Raw genomic sequence first — 16,123 nt, 5'->3', positions numbered from 1 at the left:
TATTTCCCATTATCAATGCGAATATCTTCCATCTTGTCTCAGATTACTAGTTTTTCAAAAAGGTCCTGAAGTGTATCTGCAGGATTCTCCGTTAAGCCCGGATGTACAGGCGAGCACTGTATAAGTGTACTGCGCCGGGCGGTCAGCCAACGAAACCGCTCCGCCTGATCTAATTCAGCCAGCTTCCCCCCATCATTTGAACCATTACAGATCTGTTCGAATGAATGTAAGTGCTGGCGAATCATGTCAACATCCAAATCTCTGCACAATACACTGCATTTATCGTCATTCAATTGCCATAAAAATCCGGAATAGCGCATTCTCTTACAATACAATATCACACCGACATTGATAAACTCTTCTCTCTCCACTCTAGGCACGAGTCTCACTACAGCATATTCAAATACGTTCTTCACGTGCTTCTATAATTTGATTAACAAACAATTCTGAATGTGTAAGCCTGTTACATAAAAACTGAATATAGACTAAACGGGCATCTTCTGCACTCAACTCTCTTACTTCATCCTGCAGCCATTCATCCGGCACAACAGATAACACTTTGCGGATGATTTCCTCCGTAAATAAGGGTTTGTATTTCTCGTCAGTCTTCTTTACCTCCGAAGCATATTTCAACAATACATGATCCTTAATCTGAACAAAAGGTTTCACGGATTGTTCCTCCCAATTGTCCCAGCTATGATGAAAATACAGCGAAGCACCATGATCAATCAGCCATAGTTCTTTGTGCCAGATCAGCATATTCGTATTCTTTACCGTACGATCTACATTCATCAGCAACGCATCCAGCCAAACGATTTTTGATGCTTCTTCAGCACCTATATGATCTACATTAGCATCAAAGGTAATAGCTCCGTTCAGAAAATGTAAACCCAGATTCTTACCAACACTGAATTTGAGGAGATCCTGTATCTCTTCATCAGGTTCTGTACGACCGAAAGAATCATCCAGCTCAGCAAACACAATCTCAGGAACACGAAGTCCCAGTACCCGTGCAAGTTCGCCCCCTATCAATTCAGCAATCAAAGCTTTACGCCCCTGCCCCGCCCCGCGAAACTTGATAACATAACTAAATCCGTCATCTGCATCTACAAGAGCCGGTAAAGATCCTCCTTCCCGGAAAGGTTGTACATATCGGATAATGTTTACTTCACGGATATCCAATTCTTTAATATTCATCTGCAATCACTTATGTAATAAACCGCCTCCTATTTACACGCATTTCCAGCAGGAAGCAAGTGCAAAAGGCTTATTTTGTAAATATCATAAAAATAAAACATAAGCGTAGTAAGAATTCTGCAGATTTGTCCCTTGCCCCTCTTCATCGATTGTAAAAATCCGTACTTTAGAGGTAATAAACAGATCTGTATGAAATCCATAAATTATACCTTCCTATTATTATTCAGTCTTTCAGTTAGTATGGTCAATGCTCAATCTAAAGAAGAGCTTAAGAAAAAATATGAAAACAGTGACCTCCATAAAGAAACAGAGAAAAAAATGAGGAATACACACAATTACCCGGATAGTGTCATTCTCCCTCCTCTTCATTTTACCAATTCTTTTGTACAATTGGACAGCACTATAACGGATTTTCAATCTTTCAGTATAGATGTTGAGGTTCTCAATGATATTCCGGACGAATATGCATTCTATATATCTCCATTCAATATTCAGCTAAATGGTATGCCTGTGTATGGAGGTATCCAGACCCATTCGGATGGTTATAGTGTCAAAGATAATAAGTATCAACAAATCGGACGTGGAGGAATCTTCTCTCGCTGGTACGAACGCAGCAAAGAGGCGACAAATTCTCCCGGATATTACAACAGCAGTGATGGTGAGGGTGATTTTATAAGTGTGCGCAATAAACTAAACTGGAATAAAGGGAAATATAGATTAAAGCTTACAAAAACAAAATACGAGAAAGGAAAAAGTGTAGCTTCTGATTTCACACCCAAGGATTTATATTTCTCCTGGGGAGATGTAGAGCATTCCTGGGTAACTTATACAGTCGAAAATCTGCAGACGCAACGTATAGATACTATAGGCGCATTGGCCTTTCCGGGTAAAAAAATCCGAATGGACAAAACGATCGTTTATTTTACAGAACAATATCATAAATACTTTGATTTTGGAACTCCTGACAGACATTTAAGAGACAACTTTATCTACTACAAAGACATTCCGGTCATCGACATGACCCTCAGCAATCTGACCGTCAACGGGAAAGTATTTATTCCTAAAGAAATCAAAACATATCACAACCGCACGCACCATCCGGATCAGGATCAAATCAAAATGCCTATGCCTGTACTCTCCACAGACAAGTATGATCCCGAAACAGGTGTATTGACTTATCGTATCGGAGAATTGGTCCGCTGGTAGTCAAAAATATTACTGTACTGATTATATAGCATCATATTTTCGGGGAATATGATGCTATAATTACAAAGCCGGTCCCTGCTTTATCCCCAAATTTTACTTATTCTACTTATATTTGCTAATCAACAAATAATTAAGAGCATACAATCACCGTTCATGGATACGATTCAAGAATATAACAGTGTTATCGAGCATTGTCAAAACCTTTTTATCAGGAAAACAAAAGATTATGGTACAGCATGGCGCATTATGCGACTATCCTCTATCACCGACCAAATTTATATTAAAGCTCAAAGAATCCGTACATTAGAAGTAAAGCAAGTCTCCAAAGTTGGAGAGGGCATTGCCGAAGAGTATGTAGGTATTATTAATTACTGTGTAATTGCTATGCTGCAGATCGAACTGGGTGAAGATGGAGAGGAAAATCTGGATCCGGCATTTGTGAACCAAAAATATAATGAAAAAGTAGAACAGACCAGAGATTTGATGCTAGCCAAAAATCACGACTATGGGGAAGCCTGGCGTGATATGCGGATTTCATCACTTACAGATCTTATTCTGATGAAAATACACCGCGTCAAACAGATCGAAGACAACGGTGGGCAAACTATCGTTTCCGAAGGAATCAATGCAAACTATCAAGATATGTTAAATTATGCCGTATTCGCCTTGATAAAAATGGGTTTGGCAGCACAAAAATAAACCAGATATGCAAAGTACCTACATTCAACCTGCTAAACAAAAGACAAACTATCTGCTAGGATTTTCAAGAATCCTCACTGGACTGCTTTTTATCTTTTCGGGTTTGATAAAAGCCAATGACCCGACCGGATTCGGATATAAACTGGAAGAATATTTTCATGTATTCAACATGAATTTTCTGAATGATTACAGCACTTACCTGGCTATTCTGATCTGTGGATTGGAAATTATTTTCGGGGCTCTGCTACTGTTAGGTTTCCATGGCCGTAAAGTAGCCTGGGGATTACTGATTCTTATTATTTTCTTTACTTTTCTTACCTTCTATTCTGCTTTTTTTGAGGTAGTAACATCCTGCGGATGTTTTGGGGATGCTATTCCTTTGACTCCATGGCAGTCTTTTTCTAAAGACCTTGTTCTACTGGCACTCATTCTGATTATCTTTATCTATCGCAAACAAATAAAACCTATAATTGCAGACCCTTTCACCAGTAACCTGCTGACTACAGCTGTGGTCGTCATCTCCATGGGCATAGGAATATACACAACACATTACCTCCCTTTTATTGATTTTCTTCCTTACAAAAAAGGCAATAATATCCCCTCTCTTATGGTCTTACCGGAAGGTAAAGAAGGAGACGTATATGAGACAATATATGCCATGAAAAATGTAAAAACGGGAGAAACAAAGGATGTTACAGACAAAGTGTATATGTCTGAAAAAATATGGGAGGACAGCGATTGGGAAATTGTAGGAGATCCTAAAAGTAAACTTATCAAAAAAGGATACGCTATCCCGATTCCGGATCTGATGATAACTGATGTAGACGGAAATGACAAAACACAGGAAATTATCAGCAATCCCTACTACAACTTTGTGGTGGTCAGTAAAGACCTGACTAAAATGGGAAAAGGCGAACTGGAAGCTTTGGGTCAGATCAATCAGACCGTCAAACAAATTGCAGAGGACTATAATCTTAGAGCAGTTTTACTGACAGCGAGTTCATCAACAGATGCTGATTATCTGAGTGAACATATGGATCTGATCTTTGAGATTTTTTACGCAGATCAGGTACCGCTTAAAAGCATGGTAAGATCTAATCCGGGAGTGCTCCTTTTACAAAATGGAACCGTGATCAACAAATGGTCTCACAATAACTTCCCATCTGTCGAAAAGTTAGAAAAAAAATATTTCAAGGAAGATAAATAATGAATACGCCCGTTTTTTTAATCGGTTATATGGGAAGCGGTAAAACAACTATCGGTAAAAAGCTTGCCAATAAAATGAATGTACCGTTTATCGACCTTGACGAAGAGATAGTGAAATATATTGGTATGCCGATTGCTCAGTATTTTGAAACAAACAGTGAAGAAGCTTTCCGAAATCTGGAACGCGAATTCCTGCAAAAGCAGGAAGGAGTATCCGGTATCATTTCTACAGGAGGAGGAACACCTTGTTTCCATGACAATATGAGTTGGATCAATGAAAGAGGAATTTCTCTGTACCTGAAAATGACACCGAAAGCGCTCTGGGACAGGCTATCCAAATCAGATGTTAAGAAAAGACCGATTCTGCTCGGGTTAAAGGGAGAAGAGCTCTATCAGTTTATTGAATCTAAACTGGAAGAACGGGAGCCGTTTTATAATCAGGCTCATATTATCTTCGAAAAACTGGATCGTGATCTGGATGAAATCATTCGCCTGATACATACGCACAATAAAGAAAATAGTCCTACTATATGAATAAAAGAATACGGATACTTCTACTTGGGTTTATCCTGCTGACAACGATCAGCAGTTGTATAGAAATGGCTTCCTCTAATAAGCCATCCCTTACTCAGGGCACCGTTTTTAAATTCAAATCTGTAGATGATTTATATCAGTTTCTGACTTATGATGAAAAAAGATATCCGCTTGTCAGTGCTCATCGAGGCGGGCCATATCCGGGATATCCTGAAAATGCTATAGAAACATTCGATTATATCGCCAGTAAACAGCCTTCCATTGTTGAATGTGATGTAAGACTGACTAAAGATTCTGCTTTGGTACTGATGCATGACGACAAACTGGACCGTACAACTAATGGTACTGGCAAAGTAAGCGATCATACCCTTGCTGAACTAAAAAAACTTAAGCTCAAGGACAACAATGGAAAGTTGACCTTATATCGCATTCCAACTTTAGAAGAAGCACTGGCATGGGGAATAGGCAAAGTAATCTACACCCTTGATGTAAAACAGGAAACTCCTTACAGTCTGGTTATTAATGCTATCCGTAAGACCAGAGCAGAAGCGCATGTCATTATTATTACCTACAACCCGAATCAGGCCGACCGTATATTCAGTCTGGCTCCGGATCTTATGATTTCAGCCTCTATCCGCAACTCCGGAGACCTCTTGCGTCTTAATGACAGGGATATACCGGACAACAGATTAGTGGCTTTTGTAGGAACGAGAGAAGCTGACAAAGGTCTGGTTGATCTTCTCCATGGCCATGGGATACCCATTATCCTCGGCACTATGGGTAATCTGGACAAACAGGCTAAAGCAAATGGCAATCAGGTATATGCTGAATACGTAGATAGAGGTGCTGATATATTAAGCACAGACAGACCATTAGAGGCAGGAAAATCCCTGAAATATTACATCTTGAAAAGAGGAATAAAATCTCCGTTTATCAATTAAGAACCACACATGTCTATTGTACTCAGGCAAATTACCAAAACGTACCACCAGCAAAAGGCTTTAGACGAAATTTCGTTTGATGTATCGGCCAATACTATAGTTGGTTTTCTGGGACCTAACGGAGCAGGAAAATCAACCACGATGAAAATTATGACAGGACTGATTCCGGCTGATTCCGGCTCTGTAATCATCAATGGACTTAATTTAGAAAATGCTCACCGGGAGATCAAAAAATTAATTGGTTACCTCCCTGAGAACAATCCTTTATATGGAGAAATGTATGTCCGGGAGATCCTTGCTTTCGAAGCAGGAGTACATCATATCACGAATAAGTCTCAGCGAATAGAAGAGGTTATCTACCTTACCGGTCTGGAAAGCGAACAACACAAAAAAGTACAACAACTCTCCAAAGGATACAGACAACGTGTAGGGTTGGCAATGGCTATTATCCATGATCCCCGGGTGCTCATTCTGGACGAGCCTACGACCGGATTAGACCCTAATCAGATTCTCGAAATCAGAAGTCTGATTAAAACACTGGGAAAAGAAAAAACCGTCCTGTTCTCCACCCATATCATGCAGGAAGTGGAAGCGATTTGTGATGCTGTCATTATCCTAAAAAAAGGAAAAGTAATGGAAAATTTTGCATTAAAAGAATCAGACACAAAATACCCCGGCTTAACAATGGAAGATATTTTTGTTCAAATAACTAAATAAAATTCCTAAAACTTTCTTTCTGTTTGACTGTTATTACTATATTGAATATCAATAAATACAGGAAAACATGAAAAAATTATTTTTACCTTTTATTCTTTTATTGGGAACAGTTGGTGTTACTCAAGCTCAAAAAATCGAAACTAAACCTCAGACATCAGCAGATGTAGGTATGAGACCGATTCAGACAGGTAACTGGATGGTTGGTGGTTCTATCGGAAGTTTAGGATATAGTTTTGAAGGCAAATCTTTCAATGCAGCACTTAATCCCCGTGCAGGATACTTTGTATCGGACGGTATTGCTATTGGTGCTGAGGGGATGTTGGGACTGACTACAATAAAAGATGGAGAAAACGATTGGAGATATGGTATTGCTCCATTCGTAAGATACTACTTCCCAGAGGGAGCTAGTTCTACAGGCCGCTTCTTTGGTCAAGGTTCTGTTGGTATTGCTGGAAGTTCATTAGGAGATGGTGCAACATTTACAGCAGGAGCGAACGTAGGGTATGCACACTTTATTACACAAACTGTAGCTTTGGAAGCAACATTTGGATACAATTACTCCAAAGCAAATGTGAGCGGTGCAGATAAATCTACTGGTCTTGGTTTTGGTGTAGGTTTCCAGATCTATCTTCCGGGAAAAAGATAGTTTTAACTTAATCCATTAAGAAAGTACCGGCTGATCAGCCGGTACTTTCTTGTTTTACCGCCTTCTATTTGCTATTTTCGAAGCAAAAAACAAGACATTTTGCTTAGTATTTATAAAAAAGAGGTATCCTCGTATTTCAATGCACTTATCGGATATCTTGCCATAGGCTTATTTCTCTTAATTACCGGTTTATTGTTTTGGGTATTCCCGGAAACCAGTATTTTAGACAATGGATATGCTTCCCTTGACGGTTTTTTCTCCCTTACACCTTACCTCTTTATCTTTCTCATACCGGCCATTACCATGCGGGCTATTGCCGGAGAAAAAGCGGATGGAACATATGATCTCCTGTTGAGTCGTCCGGTTACAGTAAGGCAAATTGTTTTTGGTAAATTTTTAGGTGGTACTACTATTACCACATTAGCAATTGTACCTACCATTATCTATTCAATTTCCATTTACTTCTTAGCAAACCCAGCCGGCAATATAGATATCGGTGCGACTATTGGCTCCTATATCGGATTATTACTATTAGGAATTGGATTTGTTGCTATAGGACTCTTTTGTTCCTCCCTTTCAAAAAATGCAATTGTTTCCTTTTTACTGGCCGTCTTCTGTAGTTTCATAATGTTTTATGGTTTCGATGCCATTAGTCAGTTAAGTATCCTTACTTCTTATGAGACATTTGTCAAAAACATCGGGTTTCAGGAACATTACCTGGCGATCAGCCGCGGCGTACTTACGGTATCTGATTTACTATATTTCATTTCTGTACCTCTGTTCTTTTTAGTACTGACCGTAGGGCATCTCCGTCGTCAGTTCAACCCCAGAAAGAAGACTTTTACCTACTACGGAGCGACCATAGCTATTGTTATTCTTCTCAATTCAGGACTTATGAATTCATGGTCTGAACGTATTGATTTTACAGAAGACAAGCGGTTTACCCTGAATGATACATCTAAAAACATTGTCCAAAAACTAGACAAAGACATATACATTACCATTTTTCTTGATGGAGAATTGCCCAGTGGATTTGACCGGTTAAAAAAAGCAGCGATAGATATGGCATCAGATTTACGCTCATACTCTAATGGCAGGATTAAATTCAATATATTAAATCCATTGACCGGTACGCCTGCGGAACAGCAGGAATTTACGCAGGCGTTAGTCGGAAGAGGATTATATCCCACCAATCTCAGTGTAAAATCAGAATCAGGATTCAATCAAAAAATGATTTTCCCTGGTGCTATTATTTCTACAGAGGACCGGGAAATCGCGCTCAATCTCCTGCAGAACAGAAGCAGCGCAAGTCCGGAACAAATTCTAAATAATTCTATTCAAAATCTGGAATATGCCTTTATATCCGCTATTACTAAAGTTACAAAGAAAGACTTTCCATATATAGGATTTACAGAAGGACATGGGGAAGCGACGGACCTGCAATTGTATGATGCCATGCACTCACTTATGAACGGGAATGAGGTTGGACGTATCCTCCTGGACTCCCTCGATTATGAAGGCCTGAAAAAGCTGGATATCATGATTATTGCCAAACCGGTTAAAGCATTTTCGGAAAGTGACAAATACAAGATCGATTATTTTATAAGAAACGGTGGAAATGTCATATGGGCAATCGATCAGATAGATGCTAGTCTGGATCAACTTAGAGCAACAGGAGAACAGCCCATCATAGGACGACAGCTCAATCTGGACGATCAGCTCTTCCTCTATGGCTTACGTTTTAATTATAACCTGGTAGCAGATATGAACTGCGGACAGATTCCGATCAGTGTAGGCAATGTTGGCGGACAATCTCAAATAGAGCTCGCTCCCTGGCTCTTTTATCCTATTCTTATGCCGGTATCCACAAATCCTATTGTTAAAAACCTGGACGGAATACGTACCGAATTCACAGGAACTATAGATACTATTGAAGCAAAAGGCATTAAAAAAGAAATTATACTTCAATCCTCTCCTTTTACTCGTATACTCAGCACCCCGGCAACGATATCATTGCAAATGGTAGAAGAACAACCAGACCCTGCGCGCTTCAAAAGCAAACCAGCTACGGTAGCCATATTACTGCAGGGAAAATTTCCTTATATTTTTGAAAATCGTCCGGCTCCCGCAGGAATTCAAAATCCTGAAGATTTATCTTCTGTATCTAAGACTGCAAAAATGCTGGCTATAGCAGACGGAGACTGGCTCATCAATCAGGTCAACGCATCGGATCAATCTCCTTTTCCATTGGGATGGGATCGCTATACCAATCAACAGTTCGCCAATAAAACTTTCCTGGAAAATGCAGTGGACTATTTATTGAATGATACATCTTTGATATCACTAAGAAACAGGGAGGTCAAATTGCGCATGCTGGATCAGGCACTTGTGCGAAAAGATAAGTTGCAGTGGCAGTTTATAAACGTTGTGTTACCTGTGGTCATTCTGTTTTTGGCTGGATTCCTTCAACAACTGTTACGGAAAAGAAAGTACACAAAAAAAGCCGTCCCTAGGGTGTAGTGACGGCTCTATATTTTAGTTCATTATTATTTTTTCATAGTACCCTTTTCGCTAAGACGAATATGCCAGCTGAAGGCTTCTTCCAGCAAGTGAGGTGTGTGCCCTCCCCGTTCCTTTGCACGGTCAAAGTAAGACTGCAATTCCGCTCTGAAATCCGGATGTACACAATTGTCTATAATAACCTGTGCCCGTTCACGCGGGGCTAATCCTCTTAAATCTGCAAGACCTATATCGGTAACCAGAATATCGACATCATGTTCTGTATGATCTACATGCGATACCATTGGCAATACATGAGAAATTGCATTCTCTTTTGAAGCTGCCTGTGTCACAAAAATACTAAGGAAAGCATTACGTGCAAAGTCTCCGGAACCGCCAATACCATTCATTATCTTTGTGCCGCTGATATGTGTAGAGTTGACATTACCATAGATATCAAACTCTATTGCGGTATTGATTGCTATTACTCCAAGACGACGAATCAACCCCGGTGTATTGGAAATATTCTGTGGTCTCAGTACAATCCGGTCTCTGTATTTCTGCAGGTTATCAAATACCCTGCTATAACATTCCTTGGAAACAGTAATAGAAGAAGCTGAAGCAAATGATAATTTACCGGAATCAATAAGATCAAAAGCACTATCCTGCAATACCTCAGAAAACATCGTCAGGTCGTAAAAATTACTATCCTTAAATCCAGTTAATACAGCATTTGCCACTTTGCCTATACCTGCCTGTAAAGGAAGTAAACGATCAGTCAAATGACCTAACTTTACTTCATTTTCAAAGAATGCCATAATATGATTGGCAATAGCTGTAGTCTTCGCATCAGGTTCGGCAATATCTGCCGGACTGTCTACAATATCTGTAAATACAATCGCAGCGATTTTATCAGGATTAATCGGAATTGTCTTTCTTCCTATTTTATTCCAGGGAGCTACAATCGGAATCACATTACGATATGGATAATCCTCTGCCTGATAGATGTCATGAATACCCAATACATCCAATGGAACCGCAGTATTGATTTCCAGAATAACTTTATTCGCCAGAGCGGCAAATGTAGCAGAATTACCTACCGATGTAGTAGGAACAAGACTTCCGTCACGATCTATATAAGCAACTTCAAGAACAGCAATATCAACAGGAGGAAGATTTTTATTATGTAAAAGCTCAGCACTTTCGCTCAAATGCTGATCAATAAACAGCACTTCCCCATCATTTATTTTTTTACGTAATACACGGTCCACCTGAAAAGGCATTCTTTTCTTCAATGCACCGACTTCAGCCAGCTTTCCGTCAGTATCATGACCAAGTGAAGCTCCGGTCATTAATGTAATCTTTATTTTCTCCTTCCGTGCCCGTTCTGCCAAGGCAGGTAAAACCACCTTACTATCTCCGGCTTTTGTAAAACCACTGGAGCCCACAACCATATTATCTTCGAAGAGAAGAGCCGCTTCAGCAGCACTGACTACTTTATCTTTAAGACTTTCTAACCGAATTCTTTCCTCTGTCATATTTATAAAAAAACTTATGAAACCTCATTTACAACACACTCATAACGAGCACAGACAATATTAACCATTTATTTATTTGGCATTTTATTGCGTTTTGCCACAAAATTATCCAATAAAGACGATATATTTGTAAATATTTATGAATCAGTGATTAATATCATTTTATTAACTACTTTTTTACCTGAATAAGACATTCTTATCTATGTAAGATATTGATAGTATGACCGTTATAATCAAGAATACAACCATCAAAAATGAGTATCAACTAACTTTTGAGCAGTTTACAGGTAAGTATAAACTTACTTTTATGGATTATAATTGTTAATCAAGGATTTAATTATTAAAATTTCTCGAAGATGGAAGCCAAATATGTAGATCGGTATTACATGACAGAAGTAGATGCGTTTGAAGATAGCATCTACTGTCATCATAAAGTGATGGGCGAAAGCTTTATTGCGGAACATATGCATCAAAAAGGGCAATTTCTATATACTGAAGGCGGAGTAGTATTTCTAAAGACACCGGATAAATCATTTTTCTTACCGGCACGTCATTATATTTGGATCCCATCCGGAATGAAACACAGTATTCATCCAAGCAGTCCTGAAGTAATTATGCGAAATCTGTATTTCCCCAAATTTGAAACAGATACAGATTTCTTTGATAAGATTAATATCTATCCTGTAAATGATCTGCTGATAGAACTGATCATGTTTACAAACAGATGGAATGGTAATATCTTCCCCGTTGAAGAGCCTAAATACTCCATTGCCAAAGCATTTAAACTGATTCTGCCGGAACTATCTCAGACAGAACTTCCTTTGGCTTTGCCTTATCCAAGTCATACCAAATTAAAGGATATTATTACTTATCTGGATAGCAGGATTGAAGAAAATGTAAGTTTTAAAGATGTAGCCAAACAGTTTGACATCAGCGAACGTACGCTGGCCCGTCTCTTCCAAAAAGAACTTAACATGTCCTTCATACAATACTATACCATTCTAAGGATGTTAAAGGCATTGAAACTCTTGCTGGATGAAAAGTTAACAGTCAATGAAGTGGCACTAAAAGTCGGATATAGCAGCCTTCCTACTTTCAGTAATACATTTAATAAAATAGTGGGCGTCCGGCCAAGTGAATATGTCAAGCACAAAAACCATTTGCTGTAAGCAGAACCTCTCCTTCCTGTTATTTTTTCACTATCTTTAGCGAAAGACACAAACCATACTATGAAACTAAAGAATGCATTTGCAGCTCTAAGCATAGGAGCTTTATTATTCTCCTCAGCTCCATTAGTTGCACAAACTGTAAAGAAACCCAAACCAATCCAGTTATTCAACGGAAAAGACATGAAAAACTGGATCATTAAGATCCGCCAACACGAAGTTGGTGATAATTATGCAAATACATTCAGAGTTGAAGATGGCCTGCTCAAAGTAAGATATGATGGTTATAAATCCTTTGACAAACAATATGGTCATATTGCCTATGACAAACCATTCAGTGCATATGTCTTACGCGTACAGTACCGTTTTGTAGGAGAACAGGCACCGGAAGGTGAAGGTTGGGCATGGCGCAACAGCGGAGCAATGCTGCATGGCCAGGATCCGCGTACTATGTTAAAAAATCAGGATTTCCCGATATCTATTGAAGGACAACTGTTAGGTGGAGACGGGAAAAATGAACGTACGACAAGCAACCTCTGCACTCCCGGTACTAATGTCGTAATGAATGACAAATTATTCACCCCGCATTGTATCAGCTCCAAATCCAAAACTTACCACGGAGATCAATGGGTAACAGCTGACTTTGTGGTATTAGGAGATTCTGTTATTCAACATATTCTCGAAGGTCAGGTGGTATTGGAGTATAATAAACCTCAGATCGGAGGAGGAAGTGTATCCGACTACGATCCGGCTCAGAAAAAAGACGGGCAACTGTTAAAGCAGGGATATATTTCTCTTCAGAGTGAGAGTCACCCAATAGATTTCAAAAAGGTCGAATTATATAATCTGGAGACTTACATTAAAGATCCTGAAAAACTGGACAAGATCATACAACAAATCATTACACAGAAATAAAAACAGAAGGCCTGATTACATATAATCAGGCCTTCTGCTATATTGCAACGAGAAAAGGGATACATTATTCATGTATCCCTACTATATCGCTTTTAAACAGGTCTAACGAGGAATTAACCTAATTTGTTAACCAATTTAGTCAATTTCGATTTGTTGTTAGCAGCTTTTTTCTTGTGAATTACGTTTTTCTTAGCCAAACGATCCAACATAGAAATTACACGAGGTAATAAAGTTTTAGCTTCTTCTGCTGAAGTAGTGTTACGTAATTTTTTGATTGCGTTACGAGTTGTTTTTGCTTGGTAACGGTTTCTCAAACGCTTAGTTGCATTTGCTCTAATTCTTTTGATCGCTGATTTATGATTTGCCATTTTTATTAGCTAATTTTATTTCTTTACTTAAATTTCGGACTGCAAAAATAACCCATATTTTTCATATATCAAAATCTAAATTAAAGTTTTGCTTGCTTATCTTTGTATATGCAAAAATTATCCATGGACCAATTGCAGCGTCCTGATGTCGAAACGTTTAAAAAGCAATCTAAAATACCGGTTATACTGGTATTGGATAATGTAAGAAGTATGCACAACGTAGGCTCGGCCTTCCGTACTTCAGATGCTTTCGCAGTCGAAAAAATTATTTTGGGAGGTATTACCGGTACTCCTCCTCATCGTGAAATAGAAAAAACAGCACTGGGCGCCACCTCATCTGTAGATTGGGAACATGCCCCTGATGTGGTCAGCAGACTGCAGGCATTAAAAGCTGAAGGATATCAGATATTAGCGATAGAACAGGCAGAAGGCAGTGTGATGTTACATCAGTTTGAACCTTTATCAGATCAGAAATATGCCTTTGTATTCGGCAATGAAGTACACGGTGTAGATGAAGAGATTATGAAGATTTCGGACGGATGTCTGGAGATTCCCCAATTCGGCACCAAGCATTCTTTTAATATTTCTGTCACAATCGGGATCGTCTTATGGGATTTTGTTGTAAAAAACAGATTTAATTGAAAAATAGTTCAGAAGTTCGTTATTTAAACTTTTAGATATCATCGCAAAACAGTAGATTTGTGATGCAAAAAACAAGACAAAAATGAGTGTACTAGTTAATAAAGATTCAAAAGTTATCGTACAAGGCTTTACAGGAACAGAAGGTACTTATCACGCTACTCAAATGATTGAGTATGGCACAAATGTCGTAGGTGGTGTAACTCCGGGCAAAGGTGGTCAGCAACATTTGGACCGTCCGGTATTCAATACTGTTCAGGATGCTGTAGACAAAACCGGTGCTAACGTATCTATCATCTTCGTACCGCCGGCATTTGCTGCTGATGCGATTATGGAAGCCGCTGCTGCAGGTATCGAAGTAATCGTTTGTATTACTGAAGGTATTCCTACAAAAGACATGATTCAGGTAAAATCTTACTTGAGTGACAAAAACTCTCGTTTGATCGGTCCGAACTGTCCGGGTATTATTACTGCAGATGAAGCTAAAATTGGTATCATGCCAGGCTTTATTTTCAAAAAAGGTAATGTAGGTATCGTTTCAAAATCAGGAACATTAACATACGAAGCAGTAGATCAAACTGTGAAAGCAGGATTAGGAATTACTACAGCTATCGGTATCGGTGGTGACCCTATTATCGGTACAACGACTAAAGAGGCTGTAGAATTATTAATGAACGATCCTGAGACTAAAGGTATCATCATGATTGGTGAGATCGGTGGTGGTATGGAAGCTGAAGCTGCTCGTTGGATTAAAGAACACGGTACAAAACCTGTTGTTGGTTTTATAGCAGGTCAGACAGCGCCTCCGGGACGTCGTATGGGACACGCTGGTGCAATCGTAGGTGGTGCAGATGATACTGCTGCTGCTAAAATGAAAATCATGGCAGAATGCGGAATTCGCGTTGTAGAATCCCCTGCTGAAATCGGAAAAGCAATCGCTGAAGAATTAGCTAAATAAGCGTTCTTACTGAAATATTAAAAGCCGGAGTAGAATTTACTCCGGCTTTTTTTATTATAGCCTTACCCCCTCTATTTAACCATTATTTGCCAAGTATAAGCAATTCCTTGCATCTCTGTATAGCTTACCGTTAGGAACATCAGGAAACACATTAGCTGCCTCTGTTGGGATTCCCACCAACAGTATAGGTATTTAATAAATAGTATTAGTATACTGTTGAAATAGAGAAGTATAGTTCGGACAAGCCTTTATCACTAACTCTGGCGCAAGCATAAGCGTAGCACTGCTTGTGCCTGTATTATCTTGGTACGAGCGGCACGCTCACACCAGCCTTTTGCTTCTATGTATCTGTTAGGGCTTTCCCAACAGTATAGTCGTTCAGCAGTTAATAAGTAGTAGAAGTATGCTGTTGGAATAGAGAAGGATAGTTCGGGCAAACCGTTGTCACTAGTTCTGGCGCAAGCATAAGCGTAGCGCTGCTTATGCCAGTAATACCTTGGTACGAGCGGTACGCTCGCAACAGCTTTTTGCTTTCTTATGCGTCTGTTAGAGTTTTCCTAACAGTATAGTCGTTCAACAGTTAATAAGTAGTTATGCTGCTGGAATAGAGAAGGATAGTTCAGTAAAACCGTTATCACTAACTCTGGCGCAAGCATAAGCGTAGCGCTGCTTGTGCCTGTATTACATGGGTACGAGCGGCACGCTCCCACCAGCTTTTGTATTTAATGTGTAAGGTATTTGATTTGGAATATTTTGCTGCTCTGCTTTGTCAGCAGCTATTACCCTTACCTACCGTTTGAAAACAAAAAAGCCCTTATCTGTTTCCAGAAAGGTCCTTCGTTTATAAAAAGGCACCGACCTACTCTCCCACCTGTTACGGCAATACCATCGGCC

At 39.3% G+C, this 16,123-nt stretch carries 16 protein-coding genes; 12 read left to right on the top strand and 4 right to left on the bottom strand.

Annotated elements, in window-relative coordinates; all coding sequences use genetic code 11:
• Positions 1 to 38: 38 nt before the first annotated feature.
• Both B4B65_RS06255 and B4B65_RS06250 read right to left on the bottom strand, forming a co-directional pair.
• Positions 39 to 416, bottom strand: a complete 378-nt coding sequence (locus B4B65_RS06255; RefSeq protein ID WP_201680530.1) for a DUF3037 domain-containing protein — start codon at positions 414 to 416, stop codon at positions 39 to 41.
• Positions 400 to 1,197: a HipA family kinase gene (locus B4B65_RS06250; protein ID WP_293914377.1), complete on the bottom strand. Its 798-nt coding sequence runs from the start codon at positions 1,195 to 1,197 to the stop codon at positions 400 to 402. Before B4B65_RS06250 ends, B4B65_RS06255 begins: the two co-directional genes overlap by 17 nt.
• Before the next feature lie 189 nt (positions 1,198 to 1,386).
• On the opposite strand from B4B65_RS06250, the gene B4B65_RS06245 reads away from it, so the two are divergent.
• The 8 genes from B4B65_RS06245 to gldG all read left to right on the top strand — a co-directional run bounded on the left by B4B65_RS06245 (position 1,387) and on the right by gldG (position 9,666).
• Positions 1,387 to 2,403, top strand: a complete 1,017-nt coding sequence (locus B4B65_RS06245) for a hypothetical protein (protein ID WP_293914375.1) — start codon at positions 1,387 to 1,389, stop codon at positions 2,401 to 2,403.
• A gap of 153 nt (positions 2,404 to 2,556) precedes the next feature.
• Positions 2,557 to 3,102 (top strand): DUF1599 domain-containing protein, encoded by a 546-nt coding sequence (locus B4B65_RS06240; protein WP_201680533.1) that lies wholly within the window; start codon positions 2,557 to 2,559, stop codon positions 3,100 to 3,102.
• Positions 3,103 to 3,109: 7 nt separating this feature from the next.
• Positions 3,110 to 4,309, top strand: coding sequence for a BT_3928 family protein (locus B4B65_RS06235; RefSeq protein ID WP_201680534.1), 1,200 nt, complete (start codon positions 3,110 to 3,112; stop codon positions 4,307 to 4,309).
• Entirely contained in the window at positions 4,309 to 4,842 is a 534-nt protein-coding gene (locus tag B4B65_RS06230) for a shikimate kinase (protein WP_293914373.1), read from the top strand. The genes B4B65_RS06235 and B4B65_RS06230 overlap by 1 nt, the downstream gene beginning before the upstream one ends.
• Positions 4,839 to 5,783, top strand: coding sequence for a glycerophosphodiester phosphodiesterase family protein (locus B4B65_RS06225; protein WP_293914371.1), 945 nt, complete (start codon positions 4,839 to 4,841; stop codon positions 5,781 to 5,783). The genes B4B65_RS06230 and B4B65_RS06225 overlap by 4 nt, the downstream gene beginning before the upstream one ends.
• A gap of 9 nt (positions 5,784 to 5,792) precedes the next feature.
• On the top strand, positions 5,793 to 6,500 hold the full coding sequence (locus tag B4B65_RS06220; RefSeq protein ID WP_293914369.1) for an ATP-binding cassette domain-containing protein: 708 nt from the start codon (positions 5,793 to 5,795) through the stop codon (positions 6,498 to 6,500).
• 67 nt (positions 6,501 to 6,567) lie between these two features.
• Positions 6,568 to 7,146: a hypothetical protein gene (locus tag B4B65_RS06215; RefSeq protein ID WP_201680538.1), complete on the top strand. Its 579-nt coding sequence runs from the start codon at positions 6,568 to 6,570 to the stop codon at positions 7,144 to 7,146.
• 99 nt (positions 7,147 to 7,245) lie between these two features.
• Positions 7,246 to 9,666, top strand: coding sequence for a gliding motility-associated ABC transporter substrate-binding protein GldG (gldG, locus tag B4B65_RS06210; protein WP_293914366.1), 2,421 nt, complete (start codon positions 7,246 to 7,248; stop codon positions 9,664 to 9,666).
• 26 nt (positions 9,667 to 9,692) lie between these two features.
• Here gldG and B4B65_RS06205 read toward each other — a convergent pair whose 3' ends face one another.
• The gene (locus B4B65_RS06205; protein ID WP_293914364.1) at positions 9,693 to 11,183 is read right to left on the bottom strand and encodes a succinate CoA transferase; all 1,491 of its coding nucleotides are present in this window, start codon (positions 11,181 to 11,183) and stop codon (positions 9,693 to 9,695) included.
• 356 nt (positions 11,184 to 11,539) lie between these two features.
• Here B4B65_RS06205 and B4B65_RS06200 point away from each other — a divergent pair, with 356 nt between their 5' ends.
• Both B4B65_RS06200 and B4B65_RS06195 read left to right on the top strand, forming a co-directional pair.
• The gene (locus B4B65_RS06200) at positions 11,540 to 12,352 is read left to right on the top strand and encodes a helix-turn-helix transcriptional regulator (protein WP_003011532.1); all 813 of its coding nucleotides are present in this window, start codon (positions 11,540 to 11,542) and stop codon (positions 12,350 to 12,352) included.
• A 60-nt stretch (positions 12,353 to 12,412) separates the two neighbouring features.
• Entirely contained in the window at positions 12,413 to 13,264 is an 852-nt protein-coding gene (locus B4B65_RS06195; protein WP_293914361.1) for a 3-keto-disaccharide hydrolase, read from the top strand.
• 113 nt (positions 13,265 to 13,377) lie between these two features.
• Here B4B65_RS06195 and rpsT read toward each other — a convergent pair whose 3' ends face one another.
• Positions 13,378 to 13,632, bottom strand: coding sequence for a 30S ribosomal protein S20 (gene rpsT, locus B4B65_RS06190; protein ID WP_002992614.1), 255 nt, complete (start codon positions 13,630 to 13,632; stop codon positions 13,378 to 13,380).
• Positions 13,633 to 13,740: 108 nt separating this feature from the next.
• Here rpsT and B4B65_RS06185 point away from each other — a divergent pair, with 108 nt between their 5' ends.
• Together B4B65_RS06185 and sucD are read left to right on the top strand one after the other, a co-directional pair.
• Positions 13,741 to 14,274: an RNA methyltransferase gene (locus B4B65_RS06185; RefSeq protein ID WP_201680542.1), complete on the top strand. Its 534-nt coding sequence runs from the start codon at positions 13,741 to 13,743 to the stop codon at positions 14,272 to 14,274.
• 82 nt (positions 14,275 to 14,356) lie between these two features.
• Positions 14,357 to 15,229, top strand: a complete 873-nt coding sequence (sucD, locus tag B4B65_RS06180) for a succinate--CoA ligase subunit alpha (RefSeq protein WP_002992612.1) — start codon at positions 14,357 to 14,359, stop codon at positions 15,227 to 15,229.
• Positions 15,230 to 16,123: the final 894 nt, after the last annotated feature.

Source organism: Sphingobacterium sp. UBA5789 (assembly GCF_002418355.1).
GTDB lineage: Bacteria > Bacteroidota > Bacteroidia > Sphingobacteriales > Sphingobacteriaceae > Sphingobacterium.
Note: the sequence above shows the minus strand (reverse complement) of the source record. Positions and strands in the feature narration are given on the sequence as shown.